We start from the raw sequence: 17,448 nt of genomic DNA, 5'->3' as shown, positions 1-17,448 counted from the left end.
GAACTCAGACTGGCTGGGTGCGGTAGAGGTCGGGCTCGAGGTAGATGACTCGGGCGGCCGGGACTGCTTCGCGGACACGGGCTTCGGCCTCGTCGATGGCGGTGGCGATTTCGGCGATCTCGAGGCCCGGGAGGATGGAGACCTTGGCCGCTACGAGCATTTCCTCGGGGCCGAGGTATTGGGTGCGGAGGTGGATTACGCGGTCGATGTGCTGGTGGTCGACCAGGCCTTCGCGGATTTTGCGGTCCTCTTCGGGGGTCGCGCCCTCGCCGATGAGGAGGCTCTTCATCTCCACGATGAGGATGATGGCGATGATGCCCAGCAGGATGCCGATGGCCAGGGTGCCGATGCCGTCCCAGATCGGGTCACCGGTCAGCTCGGTGAGAGTGATGGCCACGAAGGCGAAGATCAGGCCGATCAGCGCGCCGGTGTCCTCGAGCAGGACGACCGGGAGTTCCGGGTTGCGGGAGTTGCGGATGAACCGCCACCAGCTGGCATTTCCCTTGAGCGGCTTGGATTCCCGCATGGCGGTGAAGAAGCTGAAGCCCTCCAGGAGGATGGCTAGGCCGAGGATGACGATCGCCACGATCGCATTGGAGAGCATCTCCGGATGCTGGATCTTGTGAATGCCCTCGTAGATCGCGTACAGCGAGCCGAGCGCGAAGATCACCAGCGCGACCACGAACGAGTAGAAGTAGCGATTGCGCCCGTACCCGAACGGGTGCAGCTCGTCGGCGTCCTGCTCGGCGCGCCGCTGCCCGAGCAGCAACAGACCCTGGTTGGAGGTGTCGGCCACCGAGTGCACGGCCTCGGCCAGCATCGACGCCGAGCCGGTGATCGCCGCGCCGATGAACTTCGCCACCGCGATCCCGGCGTTCGCGCTGAGCGCCGCCAGGATCGCCTTCTTACCGCCGCCCGCAGACAATGTGCCGTTCCTCCCGAACCGATGTCCGATTTGCCCTGAAACACGCTTGACTCGAACACCCTACCGACGTCCCCCGGCGACGACGCAGCCTAGGCCGCCGACACCGACGCAAGGACGTGGCGCTGAATCGAATGTGCCGGTCGAGCCGATCAGTTCGCGCCGACGGTGGCACAGAACAGCTGTGCGGAGCCGTCCAGCGCCTGCGCGCGAATCTCGCTGTCGGTGGCGGAGATCCAGGCGGCGTGACCGCATTCGACGGGGAGTTCGGACTTGCCCTGGAGCAGACGGACCGTGCCGTGGGTGCACAGGGCGATGCCGGGGCCGCCGTGCAGCACCGTCGCGGGGTCGTCACCGGGCGAGAGTTCGTAGCGGGTGAGGGTGAATTCGGCAGCGGGCGTGTGATAGCGGTAGACGCCGTTGCCGACCACCTCGGAATGCACCTTCGGCAGGTCGAGGGGCTCGAAGTCGAGAACGCGAAGCAGCTCGGGGACGTCCACGTGCTTGGGGGTGAGGCCGCCGCGCAGCACATTGTCGGAGTTGGCCATGATCTCCACGCCGACGCCGCGCAGATAGGCGTGCAGATTGCCCGCGGCCAGGAACAGGCCCTCACCGGGTTCGAGGGTGATGCGGTTCAGCAGCAGCGCCGCGAGCACGCCCGCGTCACCGGGATAGGCCTCGGCCAGTTCCAGGAGGGTGCGCACCTCGGTCGTGAATTCCTTGGGCACGCCGTCGAATCCGGCATCCCGCTCGGACAGGTAGCGCACGCAGCCGTCCAGGACCTTCGGCAGCAGGGTGCCGAGCGCGTTCTGCGGCAGCGCGATCCAGGTGGTGAACAGGGTGCGCAGGCCCGCCGAGTCGGGCTGGGCGTCGAGCAGTTCCGCGTACGGGTTCAGCTCGGTCACGTCGATTGCCTGGAGCAGCTTCACGGTGCGCCGCGGGTCGCGGAATCCGGCGAGCGCCTCGAAGCGATCCAGGGCCACCACGAGTTCGGGTTTGTGGTTCTCGTCGCGGTAATTGCGCATGGGGGAGTCCATGCCGAGCCCGGCCTGGTTCTCCCGCGCGAATCCGGCCCGCGCCTGAGTGAGGCTCGGATGCGCCTGGAGCGAGAGGGGTTCCTCGGCGGCCAGGATCTTCAGCAGGAAGGGCAGCCGTCCGCCGAATTCGCCCGCGACCGAGCCGAGTTCGCGCTGCGGATCGGCGCTGACCAGATCCAGTAGCGATTCGCTGTGCCCATTGATCTGCACGCGCGCGGGATCGCCCGGATGCGCGCCGAACCAGAGTTCGGCCTCCGGGTGCGCGGAGGGAACCGGTCGTCCGCACAGCTCTGCGAGCGCGGTGCGCGAACCCCAAGCGTAGGAACGCAGCGCACCAACGAGTTCGTGCACTAGAAGTTGCCCCCGTCGTAATTTCCCGGACCGGTGGCCGGGCGGGAACCCAGTAGTCGTAGGTAGGCGGCCGCCATTTCCAAGCGAAGCGTGAGCACCGCGAGCCGTTCCAGCTCACCGCTGCGACCGGTGGTCGCGGCTTGGCCCTGCGCCACCTCGGCGGCCGTCTGTCCACCAGGCAGCATAGGCGCGGGACCCGCCGATTCGGCGTCGACATTCACAAGATCGGCATCGACCATGCTGCCTTCGGCCCCGAAGAAGGCCAGTCGCCGCCGCGCCGCCACCTCATCGATGTCGGCGCTGAGCACCAGGACCCGGACCTGTTCAACCGGGGCCGGACCGTCCAGCTGCTCATCGTGGAACAGCGGATCGAAGCCCGGCGCGGACACTCCGGCGGCCTCCACCAGACGAGCATGCGCCGCAATGGTTTCCGAAAGGTTGGCGGCGGTGGTGATCTGCCCGGCCGCGGCCAGCAGCACCTCCGAGGCGTGCTCCGCGAGCACCGTGGTGGCGGGCGTGTCGCCGGACATGACCAGGCGCTTGCGCTGCTGCATCCGGGTGGCGAGGGTCTTGGCGGGATTGTGGAACGCCTCGTTCTGCGGGCCGTCGCGCAGGGCTTCGGCATCGAGCAGATCGGCGAGCGCGTTCAGGTTGGGCACCAGCGGCCCGGTGCGATGCGGGTCCACCGCGGCGATCACGGCCATGCCGACGGCCAGGAACCGCAGCAGCCGATTGTGGTCGAGCACGGGCACTCTGGGCGGCAGCATGGTGGCGCGGCCCGCGGCGGCGGACCGCATCGGGCCCTCGTCGGGCGCGGCCACGATGACCTCCGCGCCGCGGCGCAACGCACTGTCCACGGATTCGGCCAGGCGTGGATCACCCGAATCGTCCCCGGCCACCAGCACCACGTCGAGCGGACCCACCCACGGCGGAATCGAGGTGGCATGCACCAGCGGCATACTCGTCCGGTCGCCGAGCACGGCGATGAGCAGCGAGGCCGCCCGCGCCGCGCGCCCGGAGCCCGAGACCAGCACCAGACTGCGCGGCCGCAGATCGGCCAGGCGGTTCAGGGTGTTCTCGGAAATGGCCGCGGCGGTTGCCCTTACCTGGGCGCCCCCTGATGCGGCAGAGCGCAATGTGCCCCCGGTGTCGGCCGTCTCCAAAGAGGCGACGTCATCGAGGTCGAGTACCGGTGTCCCAGCGATCATCGGGCGTTGCCACCTCCCCTCATCGGGTCACCAGACGCTGGTGAATCCAAGCTCTGTGATTCCACTATTCCAGTCAGGCGCGGACGATGCTCAGGATCTCGGTTACGAGTCCGTCTACTTCCTCCTGCGATCGGGCCTCGACGTTGAGCCGAAGCAGCGGTTCGGTATTCGACGCACGCAGGTTGAACCAGGCGCCATCGGGCAACTGCACCGTGACTCCGTCCAACCGGTCCACCGACTTGGCCCGCTTGCCGAAGGCCTCGAGTACCGCCATGGTCCGCTCCTTCGCGTCTCCTACTGTGGAGTTGATCTCTCCGGAGGACGCATATGTTGCATATGCGGACGCGAGCTCGGACATCGGCCGGTCCTTCTCGCCCAGAGCGGCCAAAACGTGCAGAGCTGCGAGCATGCCGGAATCGGCGCCCCAGAAATCGCGGAAGTAGTAGTGCGCGGAATGCTCGCCGCCGAAGATCGCCCCGGTCGCGGCCATCTGCTGCTTGATGAACGAATGGCCGACGCGGGTGCGCACCGGATTGCCGCCCAGCTCGGTCACCAGCTCCGGCACGGCGTGCGAGGTGATCAGATTGTGGATGACCGTCGCGCCCGGCTCCTTGGCCAGCTCGCGCTCGGCAACCAGACCGGTGACCGCGGACGGCGAGACCGGATCGCCCTTCTCGTCCACCACGAAGCAGCGGTCGGCGTCACCGTCGAAGGCCAGGCCGATGTCCGCGCCGGTCTTGCGGACGTAGTCCTGCAGGTCCACCAGGTTCTTCGGATCCAGCGGATTGGCTTCGTGATTGGGGAAGTTGCCGTCCAGTTCGAAGAACAGCGGTTCGATGGTGAACTGCGGCAGCGTGCCCAGCACGGCGGGCACCGTGTGGCCGCCCATGCCATTGCCGGCGTCCACCGCGATGCGCAGCGGGCGGGAGCCGCTCAGGTCCACCAGCTTGTTCAGGAAGGCCGCGTAGGCCGACAGCAGGTCTTGCTCGGTGGCGGTGCCGCGCGGGCCGTCGAAGGCAGGGACACCCTTGATGACCTCTTCGGTGATGACGCCCAGGCCGGTGTCCTGACCGACCGGCAGCGCCTTGGCCCGGCACAGCTTGATGCCGTTGTACTTGGCCGGATTGTGGCTGGCGGTGAACATCGCGCCGGGGCATTCCAGATGGCCGGAGGCGAAGTACAGCTGATCGGTGGAGGCGAGGCCGATGTGCACCACATCGAGGCCCTGGGCGAGCACGCCGTCCGCGAAGGCCTTGGCCAATTCGGGGGAGGAGTCGCGCATATCGTGGCCGATGACGACGCGGGCAGCGCCCTCGCTGCGCATCAGCCGGGCGAAGGAACCGGCGACGTCGCGCACGAAATCCGCGTCGATCTGTTCGCCGACCACACCTCGTACGTCGTAAGCCTTGATGACTGCATGAACGGACTCGGCGGTGCGGGCGTCTGTCATGCCGACCACATTAGTAGTTGTGCTCCGAGAGATGTATTCGGTGCGGCCCACTGGTCGTGTTCCAGCTCAGTTGGGCGGGTCCGGGAGGACTCGGAGGTGCCCGCGTCTGCCGGTGCGGCCGGCGCGCGTGGGGCGCTGCGGGGCCGGGGCGTAATCGGTGGGGTAGCCGCGCGGGTCCGGTTCGGTTGGGCGGCGGCGCAATCCGGCTTCTCTGACTGCTTCGGCCAAAGCCGTTAGGTCATCGTCGTCCGGGGTGCTGGAGGAAAACCCGCCCTCGTGGCGGACCATCTCCCAGCCCTTCGGCGCGGTGATCCGGGAGCCGTGCGTTTCACACAGATCCCAGGAGTGCGGCTCGGCGACCGCGGCCAGTGGTCCGACGACCGCTGTCGAGTCGGAGTACACGTAGGTCAGCGTCGCTACGGCTGGGTTTTTGCAGCCTGGACGGCAGCAACGACGCATGGGAATCACGCCATGCAGGGTAACCCTCCCAGCGTCCGCGTGTGGACAGACACGCTCAATGGGACCCGTCTCACTCGTGCCCCGACGGCGGCGAAGCGTGAGCCCGGGCGTGCGGTTAGATTCGTGGTATGACCCGTTCACGAAAGAGGCCGGCGCCCACCGCGCGGTCGGTGATCCGCCGCGGGCGGGGTGTGCGCGGGCCGATGCTGCCGCCGACGGTGCCCGCCCGGCGAACCCGTGGCCAACAGTTCGACCGCCTCGTGCTGGAGGCGTTCGCGCCACTGGAGAGCCGCTGGCACGAACAGCTCACCAAGCTCGACATCGCCGTGGACGACGTGCCGAAAATCCGTCCGCTGCACCCGGATTCGGTGACCTGGCCGGACGAGGTGGTGGCCGATGGCCCCGTGCCGCTCTCACGCCTCATCCCGGCCGGGGTGGATCGATACGGTATGGCGACCCGCGCCCGAATCGTCTTGTTCCGCAAGCCATTGGAGCTGCGCGCGGGCGATCCGGACGACCTGGTGGACCTGCTGCGCGAGGTGCTCGTCCAGCAGATCGCAACCTACCTCGGCGTCGAACCGGACATCATCGATCCGGAACCCGAGTAGCGACGCGGAACGTCGGCGGGTTCGCGAATTCCGTTGCGACCGAGGTGTTTCGGCTTCGCTGCGCTCCGGCGCAGCGAAGCCGTCTAGATGATGCCGCGCTTCAAGCGGCGGCGTTCCCGCTCCGACAAGCCGCCCCAGATTCCGAAGCGCTCGTCGTTCTGCAAGGCGTATTCGAGGCACTCGTCGCGAACCTCGCAACCGAGGCAGATCCGCTTGGCCTCGCGGGTGGAGCCGCCCTTCTCCGGGAAGAACGCCTCCGGGTCGGTCTGGGCGCACAGCGCCCGTTCCTGCCACTGCTCAGCCTCGGTGAGGTTCTTACCCCGTGCGAAGCTGTCGAATCCATCGTCCTGTCCGGTGACGATCAAGCTCAGTCGTGGCGGTTCGGGCTGGTAGCCCGCCCGTGCCCACTGGCCGCCCCCCGGTCGCGTCATCGGTTCACCCCCCTCGTACCCGTTCCGTTCGTCGGCGCAGAAGTCTGGTGCTGCGCCAGCTATGGAATCGGTTTGCGATACACCGCCCGGAATGCCTGACGGGGCCGGTTCATCGACCATCGCTCCGCCTCCTCACTGTGTGTTAGCGCAGAATGATTTCTCCGTCGGAACCGATCCCACCGACGGCCCAACCCCGCGATGTAGTCCCGCGGACATCCCCGAGCTGCACGTCACTCCGATGCGAACGCGTGTTCGAAAAGCCGTCCGCGCCTTGAGCTCTCGCGCGGACCCGGAATGACATGCCTGTGATTAGACACGCCGCGCGTGGCGATGGTCAAGCTGCCGAAGCTATTCCGTTACCATCCGCGACCCCCTTCGGAAGGGTTCCCGCAGATCAAACAGCAAATCTGCAGCAAATAAGGTGCGGGGCATCTTCGGGCCCGAACCGCATAGGCTGTGCGGATGTGACTCGAGAACAAGCGGACACCGCACCCGGGGCAGGCCTGCGGATCGCGGTACTGGTCGGTGGAGTCGGCGGTGCGCGGTTCCTGCAGGGCGTGCGCGAACTGCTCCCCGGCGCCGACACCACGGCCATCGTCAATGTCGGCGACGATGTCTGGATGCACGGGCTGCGCATCTGCCCTGACCTGGACACCTGCATGTACACGCTGGGTGGTGGCATCGACCCCGAACGCGGCTGGGGGCATGCGGACGAGACCTGGCACGCCAAAGAGGAGCTGGCCAAATACAACGCCCAGCCGGACTGGTTCGGACTCGGTGATCGTGATATCGCCACCCACCTGATCCGCACCGAAATGCTGCGTCAGGGATACCCCTTGTCGGCGGTGACCGAGGCGCTCTGCAACCGGTGGCAACCCGGTGTGAAACTGCTCCCGGCAACGGACGACAGGTGTGAAACACACGTAGTAATCGGGGACCCGGAGAACCCTGGCGAACGTCGCGCGATCCATTTTCAGGAGTGGTGGGTCCGGTACCGGGCGAACGTCGAGACCCATGGATTCGTGACTATTGGGGCGGACCAAGCAAAACCGGCCCCTGGTGTGACGGAAATCATAGCGTCGGCCGACGTGATTTTGCTGGCCCCTTCGAACCCCGTCGTGAGCGTCGGAGCCATCCTCGCGGTGCCCGGAATTCGGGGCGCGCTGCGCACCACCGAGGCCAAGGTCATCGGGCTCTCCCCAGTTATCGGTGGGAAACCCTTGCGCGGCATGGCCGATGAATGCCTTTCCGTTATCGGGGTGGAGACCACCGCGGAGGCGGTCGGCAACTATTACGGGGCGCGCGCCACCACCGGCATTCTGGACGGTTGGCTTGTGCACACCTCCGATACCGCCGATGTGCCCGGCGTGGAAGTACGCAGCGTGCCGCTGCTCATGACGGATCCGGCCGCGACCGCCGACATGGTGCGGGAGGCCTTGGACATCGCGGGAGTGAAACCATGAGTGCCCCAATGGAAATCATGGGCGACCACGCCTCCGGCGGCGAGCTCCGCATGCTGCCCATCACCGGCCTGCCGGAATTCCGCCCGGGCGACGACATTGCCGAAGCCATTGCGGCACAAGCGCCTTGGCTCCAGAACGGTGACGTCCTGGTGATCACGAGCAAGATCGTCTCCAAGGTCGAGGGCCGCATCGTCACCGCACCCACCGATCCGGAGGAGCGCGACGCCGCCCGGCGCGAACTCGTCGAGCAGGAAGCGGTGCGCGTGCTCGCGCGCAAGAACCGCACCCTCATCACCGAGAACCGCCTCGGCATCGTGCAGGCCGCCTCCGGCGTCGACGGCTCCAATGTGGAACAGGGCGAACTGGTCCTGCTCCCCGTCGACCCCGACGCCAGCGCCAAGGCCCTGCGCACCGCCCTCGCGGAGAAGCTGGGCGTCCAGGTGGCCGTGGTCATCACCGACACCATGGGCCGCGCCTGGCGCAATGGCCAGATCGACGCCGCCATCGGCTCGTCCGGTCTGCGGGTGCTGCACGACTACAACGGCGCGGTCGACGGCCAGGGCAATGAACTGCACGTGACCCTCGTGGCCGTGGCCGATGAACTGGCCGCCGCCGCCGATCTGGTCAAGGGCAAGCTCGGCGGCGTCCCCGTCGCCGTCGTGCGCGGACTCGACTACACCGACGACGGCTCCACCGCCGCCGACCTCCCGCGCCGTGGCGAGGAAGACCTCTTCTGGCTCGGCACCGAGGAGGCCATCGAACTCGGCCGCAACCAGTCCGTGTTGCTGCGCCGCTCGGTCCGTCAATTCGCCGACACCCCGGTCGAACCCGAGCTCATCCGCAGTGCGATCGGCGCGGCCCTGACCGCTCCCGCCCCGCACCACACCCGCCCGGTCCGCTTCGTCTGGCTCCGTAAGCGCGGCCTGCGCACCCAACTTCTCGAAGCCATGGCCGAGAAGTGGCGCGCGGACCTCACCGCCGACGGCCTCGCCCCGGACCGCATCGAACGCCGCATCGCCCGGGGCGACATCCTGACCGCCGCCCCCGAGGTGATCATCCCGTTCTGTGTCCCCGACGGCGCACACGATTACCCGGACGAGCGTCGCCGCGCCGCCGAATCCACCATGTTCACCGTCGCGGTGGGCGCGGCCGTGCAGGGCCTGCTCGTCTCCCTCGCGGTGAAGGGTGTGGGCAGCTGCTGGATCGGCTCCACCATCTTCACGCCCGAGATCACCCGCGACGTTCTCGGCCTGGAAGCGGACTGGAACCCGTTGGGCGCGATCGCGATCGGCTACCCCCTCGAGGAACTCACCCCCCGCGACCTCCGCGAGCCCGGCCTCGGGCTGGTCGAACTGTGAGCGCCGAATCCCTGCACAAGTCGGCCACCGAACTCCTCGAAACCTGGCATCCCCCAACGGGTCCGGACCGGTCGATCCGCGAGTCCATGCTCGCCTTCCTCGGGTCCGCCCCGCGCGGCTGCCTCCGGGAACACGCTCCCGGCCACATCACGGCCTCCGCGGTCGTCTTCTCCCACGACGAGAGCGAAGTCCTGCTGACCCTGCATCCCCGGGTCGGCCGTTGGATCCAATTGGGCGGCCACTGCGAGGAATCCGACGATTCGGTCGCGGCGGCGGCCTTCCGCGAGGCGACCGAGGAATCCGGCATCGAGGGCCTCCGGCTCGAGCCCGGCCTCTACGGAGCCCAGGCGCACCCGATCACCTGTTCGCTGGGCATCCCCACCCGCCACCTCGATCTGCTCTTCAAGATCAAGGCTCCGCAGGGGGCGATCCCCGTTCGCAGCTCGGAATCCACCGACCTGCGCTGGTGGCCGGTGGACGGCCTCCCCGCCGACGCGGACGTGCTCCTGCTGTGATTTTCACGCCGCTGAGAGCCTGCTAAAGTCCGAACTTGTACACGTTCTCAGGGCGGGGTGGAATTCCCCACCGGCGGTGATGGTGTCCGGACCGATCCGGAGGCATGAGCCCGCGAGCGCTGCGATGTCCTCGGATATCGCGGGTCGAGCAGATTCCGGTGTGATCCCGGAGCCGACGGTCAGAGTCCGGATGAAAGAGAACGCGACCGTACAGCCTGTCCGCTCGCGCGGCTGGGTCTGTTCGCGTCGCCTTTGCCCTGGGTGACATCGCGAACAGGAGAAAACACATGTCACCCAATCAGAATCGAATCGCCATCGTCGCCGCGCGCTGGCATTCGGAGATTGTCGACAACTCGGTCAACGCGTGCAGGACTCAGCTGGCCGAGCACGGTTTCACCGAGGTCGATGTGATCGAGGTGCCGGGAGCCTTCGAAATCCCGTTGCGGGCAAAACGATTGGCGCTGAGCGGACAGTATGCCGCGGTGGCCGCCTGTGCGCTGGTGGTCGACGGCGGGATCTACCGGCACGACTTCGTGGCCTCGACCGTGGTCGACGCGCTCATGCGGGTGCAGTTGGAGACCGATGTCCCGGTGTTCTCCGCCGTGCTGACGCCGCATCACTTTCATGAGCACGCCGAGCATCTGGAGTACTTCTCGCGGCACTTCACGGTCAAGGGAACCGAATTGGCGAATGCCATCGAGGCGACTCTGCGGGTCGACGCGCTGCTGAGCTGAATCGGATTCGGGACATAAAGAACCCGCCGGCGCGCAACGGGGGTGAGTACGCGCCGGCGGGCCCGGATCCAGCCCGGGGTGGGCAGGTCAGGCTGGAACCAGGTTCTTATCGGCCGGGGCAGCGGCCTGATGGTCATCGACCATGGTGGTTTCGTCGAAGGGCAGCTGGCGGTCCAGGACAGCGCGGACCCGGGCCGGTTCGATGGTGTTGGTCCAGGTGCCGACCAGGATGGTGGCGACCGCATTGCCCGAGAAGTTGGTCAGCGCACGGGCTTCGGACATGAAGCGGTCGATGCCGACGATCAGGCCCACGCCGTCGAGGAGTTCCGGACGGTGACTCTGCAGGCCGCCCGCGAGGGTGGCCAGGCCCGCGCCGGTGACACCGGCCGCGCCCTTCGAGGCGACGATCATGAACACCAGCAGGCCCAGCTGTTCGGACCACGACAGTGGCTTGCCCATGGCATCGGCGACGAACAGCGTGGCCATGGTCAGGTAGATGGCGGTGCCATCCAGGTTGAACGAATAGCCCGTCGGCACAACCACACCCACGGTGCCGCGGTCCACGCCCAGATGCTGCATCTTCGCAATCAGCCGGGGCAGTGCGGATTCCGAGGACGAGGTGGCGACGATCAGCAGGTATTCACGAGCCAGGTAGCGGCACAGCTTGAAGATCGAGACCCCGGCCACCGCGCGCAGCAGCGTACCCAGGATGCCGAAGATGAACACGATGCACGTGAGATAGAAGGCGACCATCAGTAAGGCCAGCTGTTTCACCGCGTCGAGTCCGGTGCGCGCCACCACATTCGCCATGGCGCCGAACGCGCCGATCGGAGCCAGCCACAGGATCATGGTCAGAATCCGGAACACCAGCTTCTGCAGCAGCGCCACACCGCGCAGCAGCGGTTCGCCCGTGGTGCCCATGGCCTGGATGCCGAAGCCGACCAGCAGTGCGATGAACAGGGTTTGCAGCACCTTGCCGGAGGTCAGCGACGACACCAGTGTCGTCGGGACGATGTCCTTCACGAAATCCCAAGTGCCGCCCGCGCTCTGCGCGTCCTTGACGTACTTGGCGGTCTCCTTGGCATGCGAGGCGATATCCAACCCGGTGCCGGGGTGCAGCAGATTGCCGACCACCAGGCCGATGGCCAGCGCCACCGTCGACATGATCAGGAAGTAGCCGATGGCCAGGCCGCCGACCTTGCCGACCTTCGCCGCCGCCCGCACCGAGCCGATGCCCAGCACGATGGTGCAGAAGATGACCGGCGAGATCATCATCTTGATCAGGTTCACGAACAGCGTGCCGAGCTCGCCGACCTGCTTGCCGAAACCGGGCGCCAGCCAGCCGACCAGAATTCCCGCCAGCACGGCCGCCAGGACGGCCAGGTACAGCCAGTGGGTACGGTCGCGCTTCTGGGCGTCGGGCGCCGGTGCAGTTGTCGTTTCGCTCATATGGGATGCCTTCGGGTACTGCCGGTGTGAGACCGCTCACCCGGGTGTGTAGAGAATGATGGCCCGAGCAGTGACCGGGGTCACTGTTTCGTAAGTTTTGTTCATAGCAGGAGCACGAGCGTTGTCGATGGAGGCGCAGTTGACCGGTCGGAGAACCCGCCGCGGCCTGACCCTGGCCGGGCAGGTGTTCACGATGCAGCTGGTGGTGCTGGCCCTGGTGATCGTCGCGGCCGCCTCGCTCGCGGTATTGCAGACCCGCCGGGCCCAGGATGAGGCCATCCGGGTGCAGGTCACCGATATCGCGGTGAGCGTCGCCCGCGCGCCCTCCACCGTGGCCGCGGTCAAGACCGCGGACCCGACCGCGCTGCTGCAACCCACGACCGAGAGCATCCGTATCGCCACCGGCGTCGACTTCATCGTGGTGATGGCCCCGGACCGCACCCGCTACACGCATACCGAGCCGTCCCGCATCGGCCAGCCGTTCAGCGGCACCATCGATCGCGCGCTGGCGGGGGAGACGTTCACCGAAACCTTCACCGGCACACTCGGTCCGTCCATTCGCGCCGTCACGCCCGTGCGCGATGTGGACGGGAAGATCATCGCCCTGGTGTCCGCGGGTGTCACCCGGACCCATATCGGCGATCAGGTGGCCGGGCAGCTGCCCATCATCGCGATCGCGGCGGCCTCCGGCCTGCTGCTGGCGACGCTGGGCTCACTGCTCTTGCGCCGCAGGCTATTGCGGCAGACCCACGGCCTGGCGCCCCGCGAGCTCCGCTCGCTCTACGAGCATCACGATGCCGTCCTGCATTCCGTGCACGAGGGTCTACTGGTCTTCGACGAGTCCGGTGAGCGGGCCGAGGTGGTCAATGATGAGGCCCGCCGACTACTCGACCTACCGGACGGTCCGATCGACCGCACCGACCTACCCATCTCGTTGCAACGCCTCGGCACCGGCGTGGTGCGCGACGAAATGCATGTGACCGCCGATCGCGTCCTGGTGGTGAACCAGGACGTGGTGGAGCGCGACGGCCGCCGCATCGGCACCGTGCTCACTCTCCGCGACCACACCGAATTACGGGATGTCTCGGTCGAACTCGCCTCGGTGCGCGGTTTCGCCGAATCACTGCGGGCCCAGGCGCACGAGGCGGCGAACCGCCTGCACACCGTGGTCACCATGGTCGAACTGGGCCGCGCCAAGGAGGCCGTCGCCTTCGCCACCGCGGAACTCGAACTCTCCCAGGCGCTCATCGACCGGCTCACCGGCGCGGTCGGCGAACCCGCGGTGGTCGCCCTGCTACTGGGCAAGGTGGAGAAGGCCGCCGAATACGGCGTCGAGCTGACCGTCACCGGCGACACCCTGGTCGATTCGGTGGAACCGCTCAGCCCGAACGAAATGGTCACGCTGCTCGGCAATCTCATCGACAATGCCCTCGACGCGGTCGGTCGCGACGAGGATGCCTGGGTCGAGGTGACGGTGCGCCGCGGCGCCGAACCGGGAGATAACGGCCCGGAACTGTATGTACGGGTTGCCGATAGCGGGCCCGGTATGTCCGAGGAGCTGTTCACCCTGGCCACCGAACGCGGCTATTCCACCAAGACCGACCATGCCGGACTGGGACTGGCGCTGGTGCGCCGCCTGGTCGCCCGGCACAGTGGCGAACTGCGAGCGCTCCGGGAGCCGGAATCCGCTGTGATAGTTCGATTTTCGTCTCCGGCCTCCGGTGATTCAGAATGATCCGTGTGTTGATCGTTGAGGACGAGCCGAAGATCGCGCAGGCCCATCGCGCATACGTGCAGCGGCTGCCCGGCTTCGAAGTGGTGGCCGTCGCGCACACCGGACGGGAGGCTGTGACGATCGCGAAAAGGTCACAATCTTCCGGTGCCCCCATCGATCTGGTGCTGATGGATATCGGCTTGCCGGATATGAGCGGTCTCGGTGTGGCGGCGGCGCTCGCGGGGTTGCGGCCGCGGCCGGATGTGATCGCGGTGACCTCCGCGCGGGATCTGGCCATGGTGCGCGCGGCGGTGGCGCACGGGGTGGTGCTGTATCTGCTGAAGCCGTTCACGTTTTCGGCATTCCGCGAGAAGCTCGATCGCTATCTCGGGTACCGGGCGGCGCTGCCCGCGGGTGAGTCGGCCGTCTCGCAGCAGGACATCGATCGCGCGTTCGGGGCATTGCGCACTCCGGAACAGCGGGCCAGCTCGCCGAAAGGCATTGCGCCGCAGACGATGGAGGAGGTGTCCCGGGCGGTGCGCGCGGCCGAGGGTGGACTGTCCGCGGGCGAGGCCGGGCGCGTCGTCGGCGTTTCGCGAGTTACCGCATGGCGATACCTGGAACGTCTCGCCGAAGACGGTGTGGTGGAACGGCGAACCGACTACGGTCGGACCGGGCGGCCACAAGTTCGCTACATGTGGTTGCACTGAGCTGGAATTCACTGCCGGTTTGCCTGTGATGTGCGGTGACGGCAGTCACAGGGCAGGTTGCCCGAGAAGCGACTGCTCATGATGTAACAGTTGCCACCTTTGGCGGTCAGCCAGTGCTGTAACAGGGTTAAAGTCTGTACATATCTACCTGCGAAGTTGTAGAGGTATCTGATTAGCGGGGCAAACGTGCAAAAGGTCGGCAAACGGTCGGGTTCGCCGGATCCCAAACGGCACCTGTGGGTGTTGGGGCTCATCGCCCCGGGGTGTGCCTTATTGCCTTCACAGCTGGTGCTGCGCACCGGCTCCGAGGTGTTCTGGTGGATCGGCCCGATCATCGTTCTGATTGTGATACCCGTACTGGACTGGGTCGTCGGGGAAGACGGCACCAATCCGCGGGACGAGGACTACGAGCTACTGTCCGGTGACCGGTACTACCGGTGGTGCACTTACCTTTTCCTGCCGATCCAGCTGGTCGGCCTGATCGTCGCCGCCTGCATGTGGGCCGGTGACGACTTGTCGATCGTGGACAAGCTGGGCCTGGCGACCACGCTGGGCTTCGTCAGCGGTATCGGCATCAATGCCGCCCACGAGCTCGGCCACCGGGTCGAGCGCATGGAACGCTGGCTGTCGAAACTCGCGCTCGCGCAGTCCTGCTACGGGCACTTCTACGTGGAGCACAATCGCGGCCACCATGTGCGCGTCGCCACCCCGGAGGATCCGGCCAGCGCGCGCATGGGCGAGGGTCTGTGGGAGTTCCTGCCGCGCAGCGTGATCGGCGGCTTCCGCTCGGCCCTGAAGCTGGAGCGCGAGCGGCTGCGCCGCAAGGGCCTGCGCTGGTTCGACGTTCGCAATAACATCCTGCAGGCCTGGTCCATGACCCTGGTGCTGTTCGGCACACTGCTGGCTATCTTCGGCTGGCATATCCTGCCGTACCTGGTGTTGCAGGCCGTCATCGGTGCTTCGCTGCTGGAGACGGTCAACTACGTCGAGCACTACGGGCTGCTGCGCCGCCGCCGCGCCAATGGCATGTGGGCGCGCTGCTCGGCGCGGGATAGCTGGAACAGCGACCGGTTGGTCACCAATATCTTCCTGTTCCACCTGCAGCGGCACAGCGACCACCACGCCAATCCGGGACGCCGGTACCAGACCCTGCGCTCCTCCGACGAGGCCCCGCAGCTTCCGGCCGGCTACGCCAGCATGATCCTGCTGGCCTACTTCCCGCCGCTATGGCGAATGGTCATGGACAAGCGGGTGCTGGCCCACTACAGCGGTGACATCAGCAAGGCCAATGTCCAACCCCGCAAACGCGAACGACTTGCTGCCCGGCATGGGATGGCGGCTGCCGCCTGATCGCAGGGTGATCGCGCTGTGCCGCGTCTGAGTCGGACCGACTAGCCTTGCGTAGGAATTAGCCGACCAGGAGAGGCAGATGACGACCGTCGTGTCCAGCAATATGACCCCTGACGTCCGCAACGGGATCGACTTCAAGGTGGCGGACCTGTCACTGGCGGAGTTCGGCCGCAAGGAGATTCGGCTCGCCGAGCACGAGATGCCCGGCCTGATGGCGCTGCGCCGCGAGTACGACGACGTGCAGCCGCTCAAGGGCGCGCGCATCTCCGGCTCGCTGCATATGACCGTGCAGACCGCCGTGCTGATCGAGACCCTGGTCTCCCTCGGCGCCGAGGTCCGCTGGGCCTCCTGCAATATCTTCTCCACCCAGGATCACGCCGCCGCGGCCGTCGTCGTCGGCCCGCACGGCACCGAGGAGGAGCCCAAGGGCACCCCGGTGTTCGCGTGGAAGGGCGAGACCCTCGAGGAGTACTGGTGGGCCGCCGAGCAGATGCTCACCTGGCCCGGCGAGCCCGCGAACATGATCCTCGACGACGGCGGTGACGCCACCATGCTCGTGCTGCGCGGCGCGCAGTTCGAGAAGGCCGGAGTCGTCCCGCCCGAGGACGAGACCCACTCCGCCGAGTACAAGGTCTTCCTGAACCTGTTGCGCGCCAGCCTCGAAGCCGACGGCACCAAGTGGGGCACCATCGCCGAGTCGGTCAAGGGCGTCACCGAGGAGACCACCACCGGCGTGCTGCGGCTGTACCAGTTCGCCGCCGCGGGCGAGCTGGCCTTCCCGGCCATCAATGTCAATGACTCGGTCACCAAGTCCAAGTTCGACAACAAGTACGGCACCCGCCACTCCCTCGTCGACGGCATCAACCGCGGCACCGATGTCCTCATCGGCGGCAAGAAGGTGCTGATCTGCGGTTACGGCGATGTCGGCAAGGGCTGCGCCGAATCCCTCAAGGGCCAGGGCGCGCGCGTGCAGGTCACCGAGATCGACCCGATCAACGCCCTGCAGGCTTTGATGGACGGCTTCGACGTGGTCACCGTCGAGCAGGCCATCGCCGATGCCGACATCGTGGTCACCTCGACCGGCAACAAGGACATCATCACCCTCGATCACATGAAGGCGATGAAGGACAAGGCCATCCTCGGCAATATCGGCCACTTCGACAACGAAATCGACATGGCCGCCCTCGAGCGCTCCGGCGCGGACCGCCTGAACATCAAGCCGCAGGTCGACCTGTGGACGTTCAAGGAAACCGGCCGCGCCATCATCGTCCTGTCCGAGGGTCGCCTCCTCAACCTGGGCAACGCCACCGGCCACCCCTCCTTCGTCATGTCGAACTCGTTCTCCAACCAGGTCATCGCCCAGCTCGAACTGTGGCTCAAGCCCGACGAGTACGACAACGAGGTCTACCGCCTCCCCAAGCACCTCGATGAAAAGGTCGCCCGCATCCACGTAGAGGCCCTGGGCGGCACCCTCACCAAGCTCACCAAGGACCAGGCCGAGTACATCGGCGTGGACGTAGAGGGCCCCTTCAAGCCCGAGCACTACCGCTACTGAGCTCGCCGCTGAACTTCTTGTAGCGCAATGAGATTCGGGCGGGGCCCCCAAGGGGGGCGCCGCCGGCCAATAACACGCGGGGCGGGGGGGCATGGACAACGACGTAAAACAAAGACAAAACCCACAAAAGAGGT

General features: G+C 66.8%; 16 protein-coding genes and 1 riboswitch. Of the genes, 9 read left to right on the top strand and 7 right to left on the bottom strand.

The window, feature by feature from the left end; translation table 11 throughout:
- Positions 1 to 4: 4 nt before the first annotated feature.
- From AB0N05_RS00080 to AB0N05_RS00060, 5 genes are all read right to left on the bottom strand, one after another.
- Positions 5 to 925: a cation diffusion facilitator family transporter gene (locus tag AB0N05_RS00080; protein WP_364685234.1), complete on the bottom strand. Its 921-nt coding sequence runs from the start codon at positions 923 to 925 to the stop codon at positions 5 to 7.
- Between the two features lie 149 nt (positions 926 to 1,074).
- On the bottom strand, positions 1,075 to 2,310 hold the full coding sequence (gene manA / locus AB0N05_RS00075) for a mannose-6-phosphate isomerase, class I (RefSeq protein WP_364685231.1): 1,236 nt from the start codon (positions 2,308 to 2,310) through the stop codon (positions 1,075 to 1,077).
- Positions 2,310 to 3,518: a tobH protein gene (locus tag AB0N05_RS00070; RefSeq protein ID WP_364685228.1), complete on the bottom strand. Its 1,209-nt coding sequence runs from the start codon at positions 3,516 to 3,518 to the stop codon at positions 2,310 to 2,312. The genes manA and AB0N05_RS00070 overlap by 1 nt, the downstream gene beginning before the upstream one ends.
- A 73-nt stretch (positions 3,519 to 3,591) precedes the next feature.
- Entirely contained in the window at positions 3,592 to 4,968 is a 1,377-nt protein-coding gene (locus AB0N05_RS00065; protein ID WP_364685225.1) for a phosphomannomutase/phosphoglucomutase, read from the bottom strand.
- Positions 4,969 to 5,034: 66 nt separating this feature from the next.
- Positions 5,035 to 5,436: a DUF3499 domain-containing protein gene (locus AB0N05_RS00060; protein WP_364685222.1), complete on the bottom strand. Its 402-nt coding sequence runs from the start codon at positions 5,434 to 5,436 to the stop codon at positions 5,035 to 5,037.
- Between the two features lie 119 nt (positions 5,437 to 5,555).
- Between AB0N05_RS00060 and AB0N05_RS00055 the strand changes: the two genes are divergently transcribed.
- Positions 5,556 to 6,035: a metallopeptidase family protein gene (locus AB0N05_RS00055; protein WP_364685219.1), complete on the top strand. Its 480-nt coding sequence runs from the start codon at positions 5,556 to 5,558 to the stop codon at positions 6,033 to 6,035.
- An 83-nt stretch (positions 6,036 to 6,118) separates the two neighbouring features.
- Here the strand turns inward: AB0N05_RS00055 and AB0N05_RS00050 are convergent, their stop codons facing one another.
- Positions 6,119 to 6,466, bottom strand: coding sequence for a WhiB family transcriptional regulator (locus tag AB0N05_RS00050; RefSeq protein ID WP_364685217.1), 348 nt, complete (start codon positions 6,464 to 6,466; stop codon positions 6,119 to 6,121).
- A 503-nt stretch (positions 6,467 to 6,969) separates the two neighbouring features.
- Between AB0N05_RS00050 and cofD the strand changes: the two genes are divergently transcribed.
- The 4 genes from cofD to AB0N05_RS00030 all read left to right on the top strand — a co-directional run bounded on the left by cofD (position 6,970) and on the right by AB0N05_RS00030 (position 10,536).
- A complete protein-coding gene (gene cofD, locus AB0N05_RS00045) occupies positions 6,970 to 7,929 on the top strand; it encodes a 2-phospho-L-lactate transferase (protein WP_364687380.1) in 960 nt (319 codons plus the stop codon).
- Positions 7,926 to 9,287: a coenzyme F420-0:L-glutamate ligase gene (locus AB0N05_RS00040; RefSeq protein WP_364685214.1), complete on the top strand. Its 1,362-nt coding sequence runs from the start codon at positions 7,926 to 7,928 to the stop codon at positions 9,285 to 9,287. The genes cofD and AB0N05_RS00040 overlap by 4 nt, the downstream gene beginning before the upstream one ends.
- On the top strand, positions 9,284 to 9,802 hold the full coding sequence (locus AB0N05_RS00035) for an NUDIX domain-containing protein (protein ID WP_364685211.1): 519 nt from the start codon (positions 9,284 to 9,286) through the stop codon (positions 9,800 to 9,802). Before AB0N05_RS00040 ends, AB0N05_RS00035 begins: the two co-directional genes overlap by 4 nt.
- 39 nt (positions 9,803 to 9,841) lie before the next feature.
- A riboswitch (FMN riboswitch) is annotated at positions 9,842 to 10,008 on the top strand.
- Between the two features lie 81 nt (positions 10,009 to 10,089).
- The gene (locus AB0N05_RS00030; RefSeq protein ID WP_364685208.1) at positions 10,090 to 10,536 is read left to right on the top strand and encodes a 6,7-dimethyl-8-ribityllumazine synthase; all 447 of its coding nucleotides are present in this window, start codon (positions 10,090 to 10,092) and stop codon (positions 10,534 to 10,536) included.
- 87 nt (positions 10,537 to 10,623) lie between these two features.
- On the opposite strand, the gene AB0N05_RS00025 is transcribed toward AB0N05_RS00030, so the two are convergent.
- Complete coding sequence (locus tag AB0N05_RS00025; RefSeq protein WP_364685205.1) at positions 10,624 to 11,985, bottom strand: cation:dicarboxylase symporter family transporter; 1,362 nt, start codon at positions 11,983 to 11,985, stop codon at positions 10,624 to 10,626.
- 193 nt (positions 11,986 to 12,178) lie between these two features.
- Here AB0N05_RS00025 and AB0N05_RS00020 point away from each other — a divergent pair, with 193 nt between their 5' ends.
- The 4 genes from AB0N05_RS00020 (at position 12,179) to ahcY (ending at position 17,314) form a co-directional block, all read left to right on the top strand.
- On the top strand, positions 12,179 to 13,720 hold the full coding sequence (locus tag AB0N05_RS00020; protein ID WP_364687378.1) for an ATP-binding protein: 1,542 nt from the start codon (positions 12,179 to 12,181) through the stop codon (positions 13,718 to 13,720).
- Entirely contained in the window at positions 13,717 to 14,409 is a 693-nt protein-coding gene (locus tag AB0N05_RS00015) for a response regulator (protein WP_364685203.1), read from the top strand. The genes AB0N05_RS00020 and AB0N05_RS00015 overlap by 4 nt, the downstream gene beginning before the upstream one ends.
- A 273-nt stretch (positions 14,410 to 14,682) precedes the next feature.
- The gene (locus tag AB0N05_RS00010; protein WP_364685201.1) at positions 14,683 to 15,759 is read left to right on the top strand and encodes an alkane 1-monooxygenase; all 1,077 of its coding nucleotides are present in this window, start codon (positions 14,683 to 14,685) and stop codon (positions 15,757 to 15,759) included.
- Between the two features lie 79 nt (positions 15,760 to 15,838).
- Positions 15,839 to 17,314 carry an adenosylhomocysteinase gene (gene ahcY, locus AB0N05_RS00005; RefSeq protein ID WP_364685199.1) on the top strand — a complete coding sequence of 492 codons (1,476 nt, stop codon included), beginning with the start codon at positions 15,839 to 15,841 and terminating at the stop codon, positions 17,312 to 17,314.
- Positions 17,315 to 17,448 lie beyond the last annotated feature (134 nt).

It is taken from the genome of Nocardia sp. NPDC051030, from assembly GCF_040683015.1.
GTDB lineage: Bacteria > Actinomycetota > Actinomycetes > Mycobacteriales > Mycobacteriaceae > Nocardia.
This window is presented reverse-complemented; position numbering and strand designations above follow the sequence as displayed.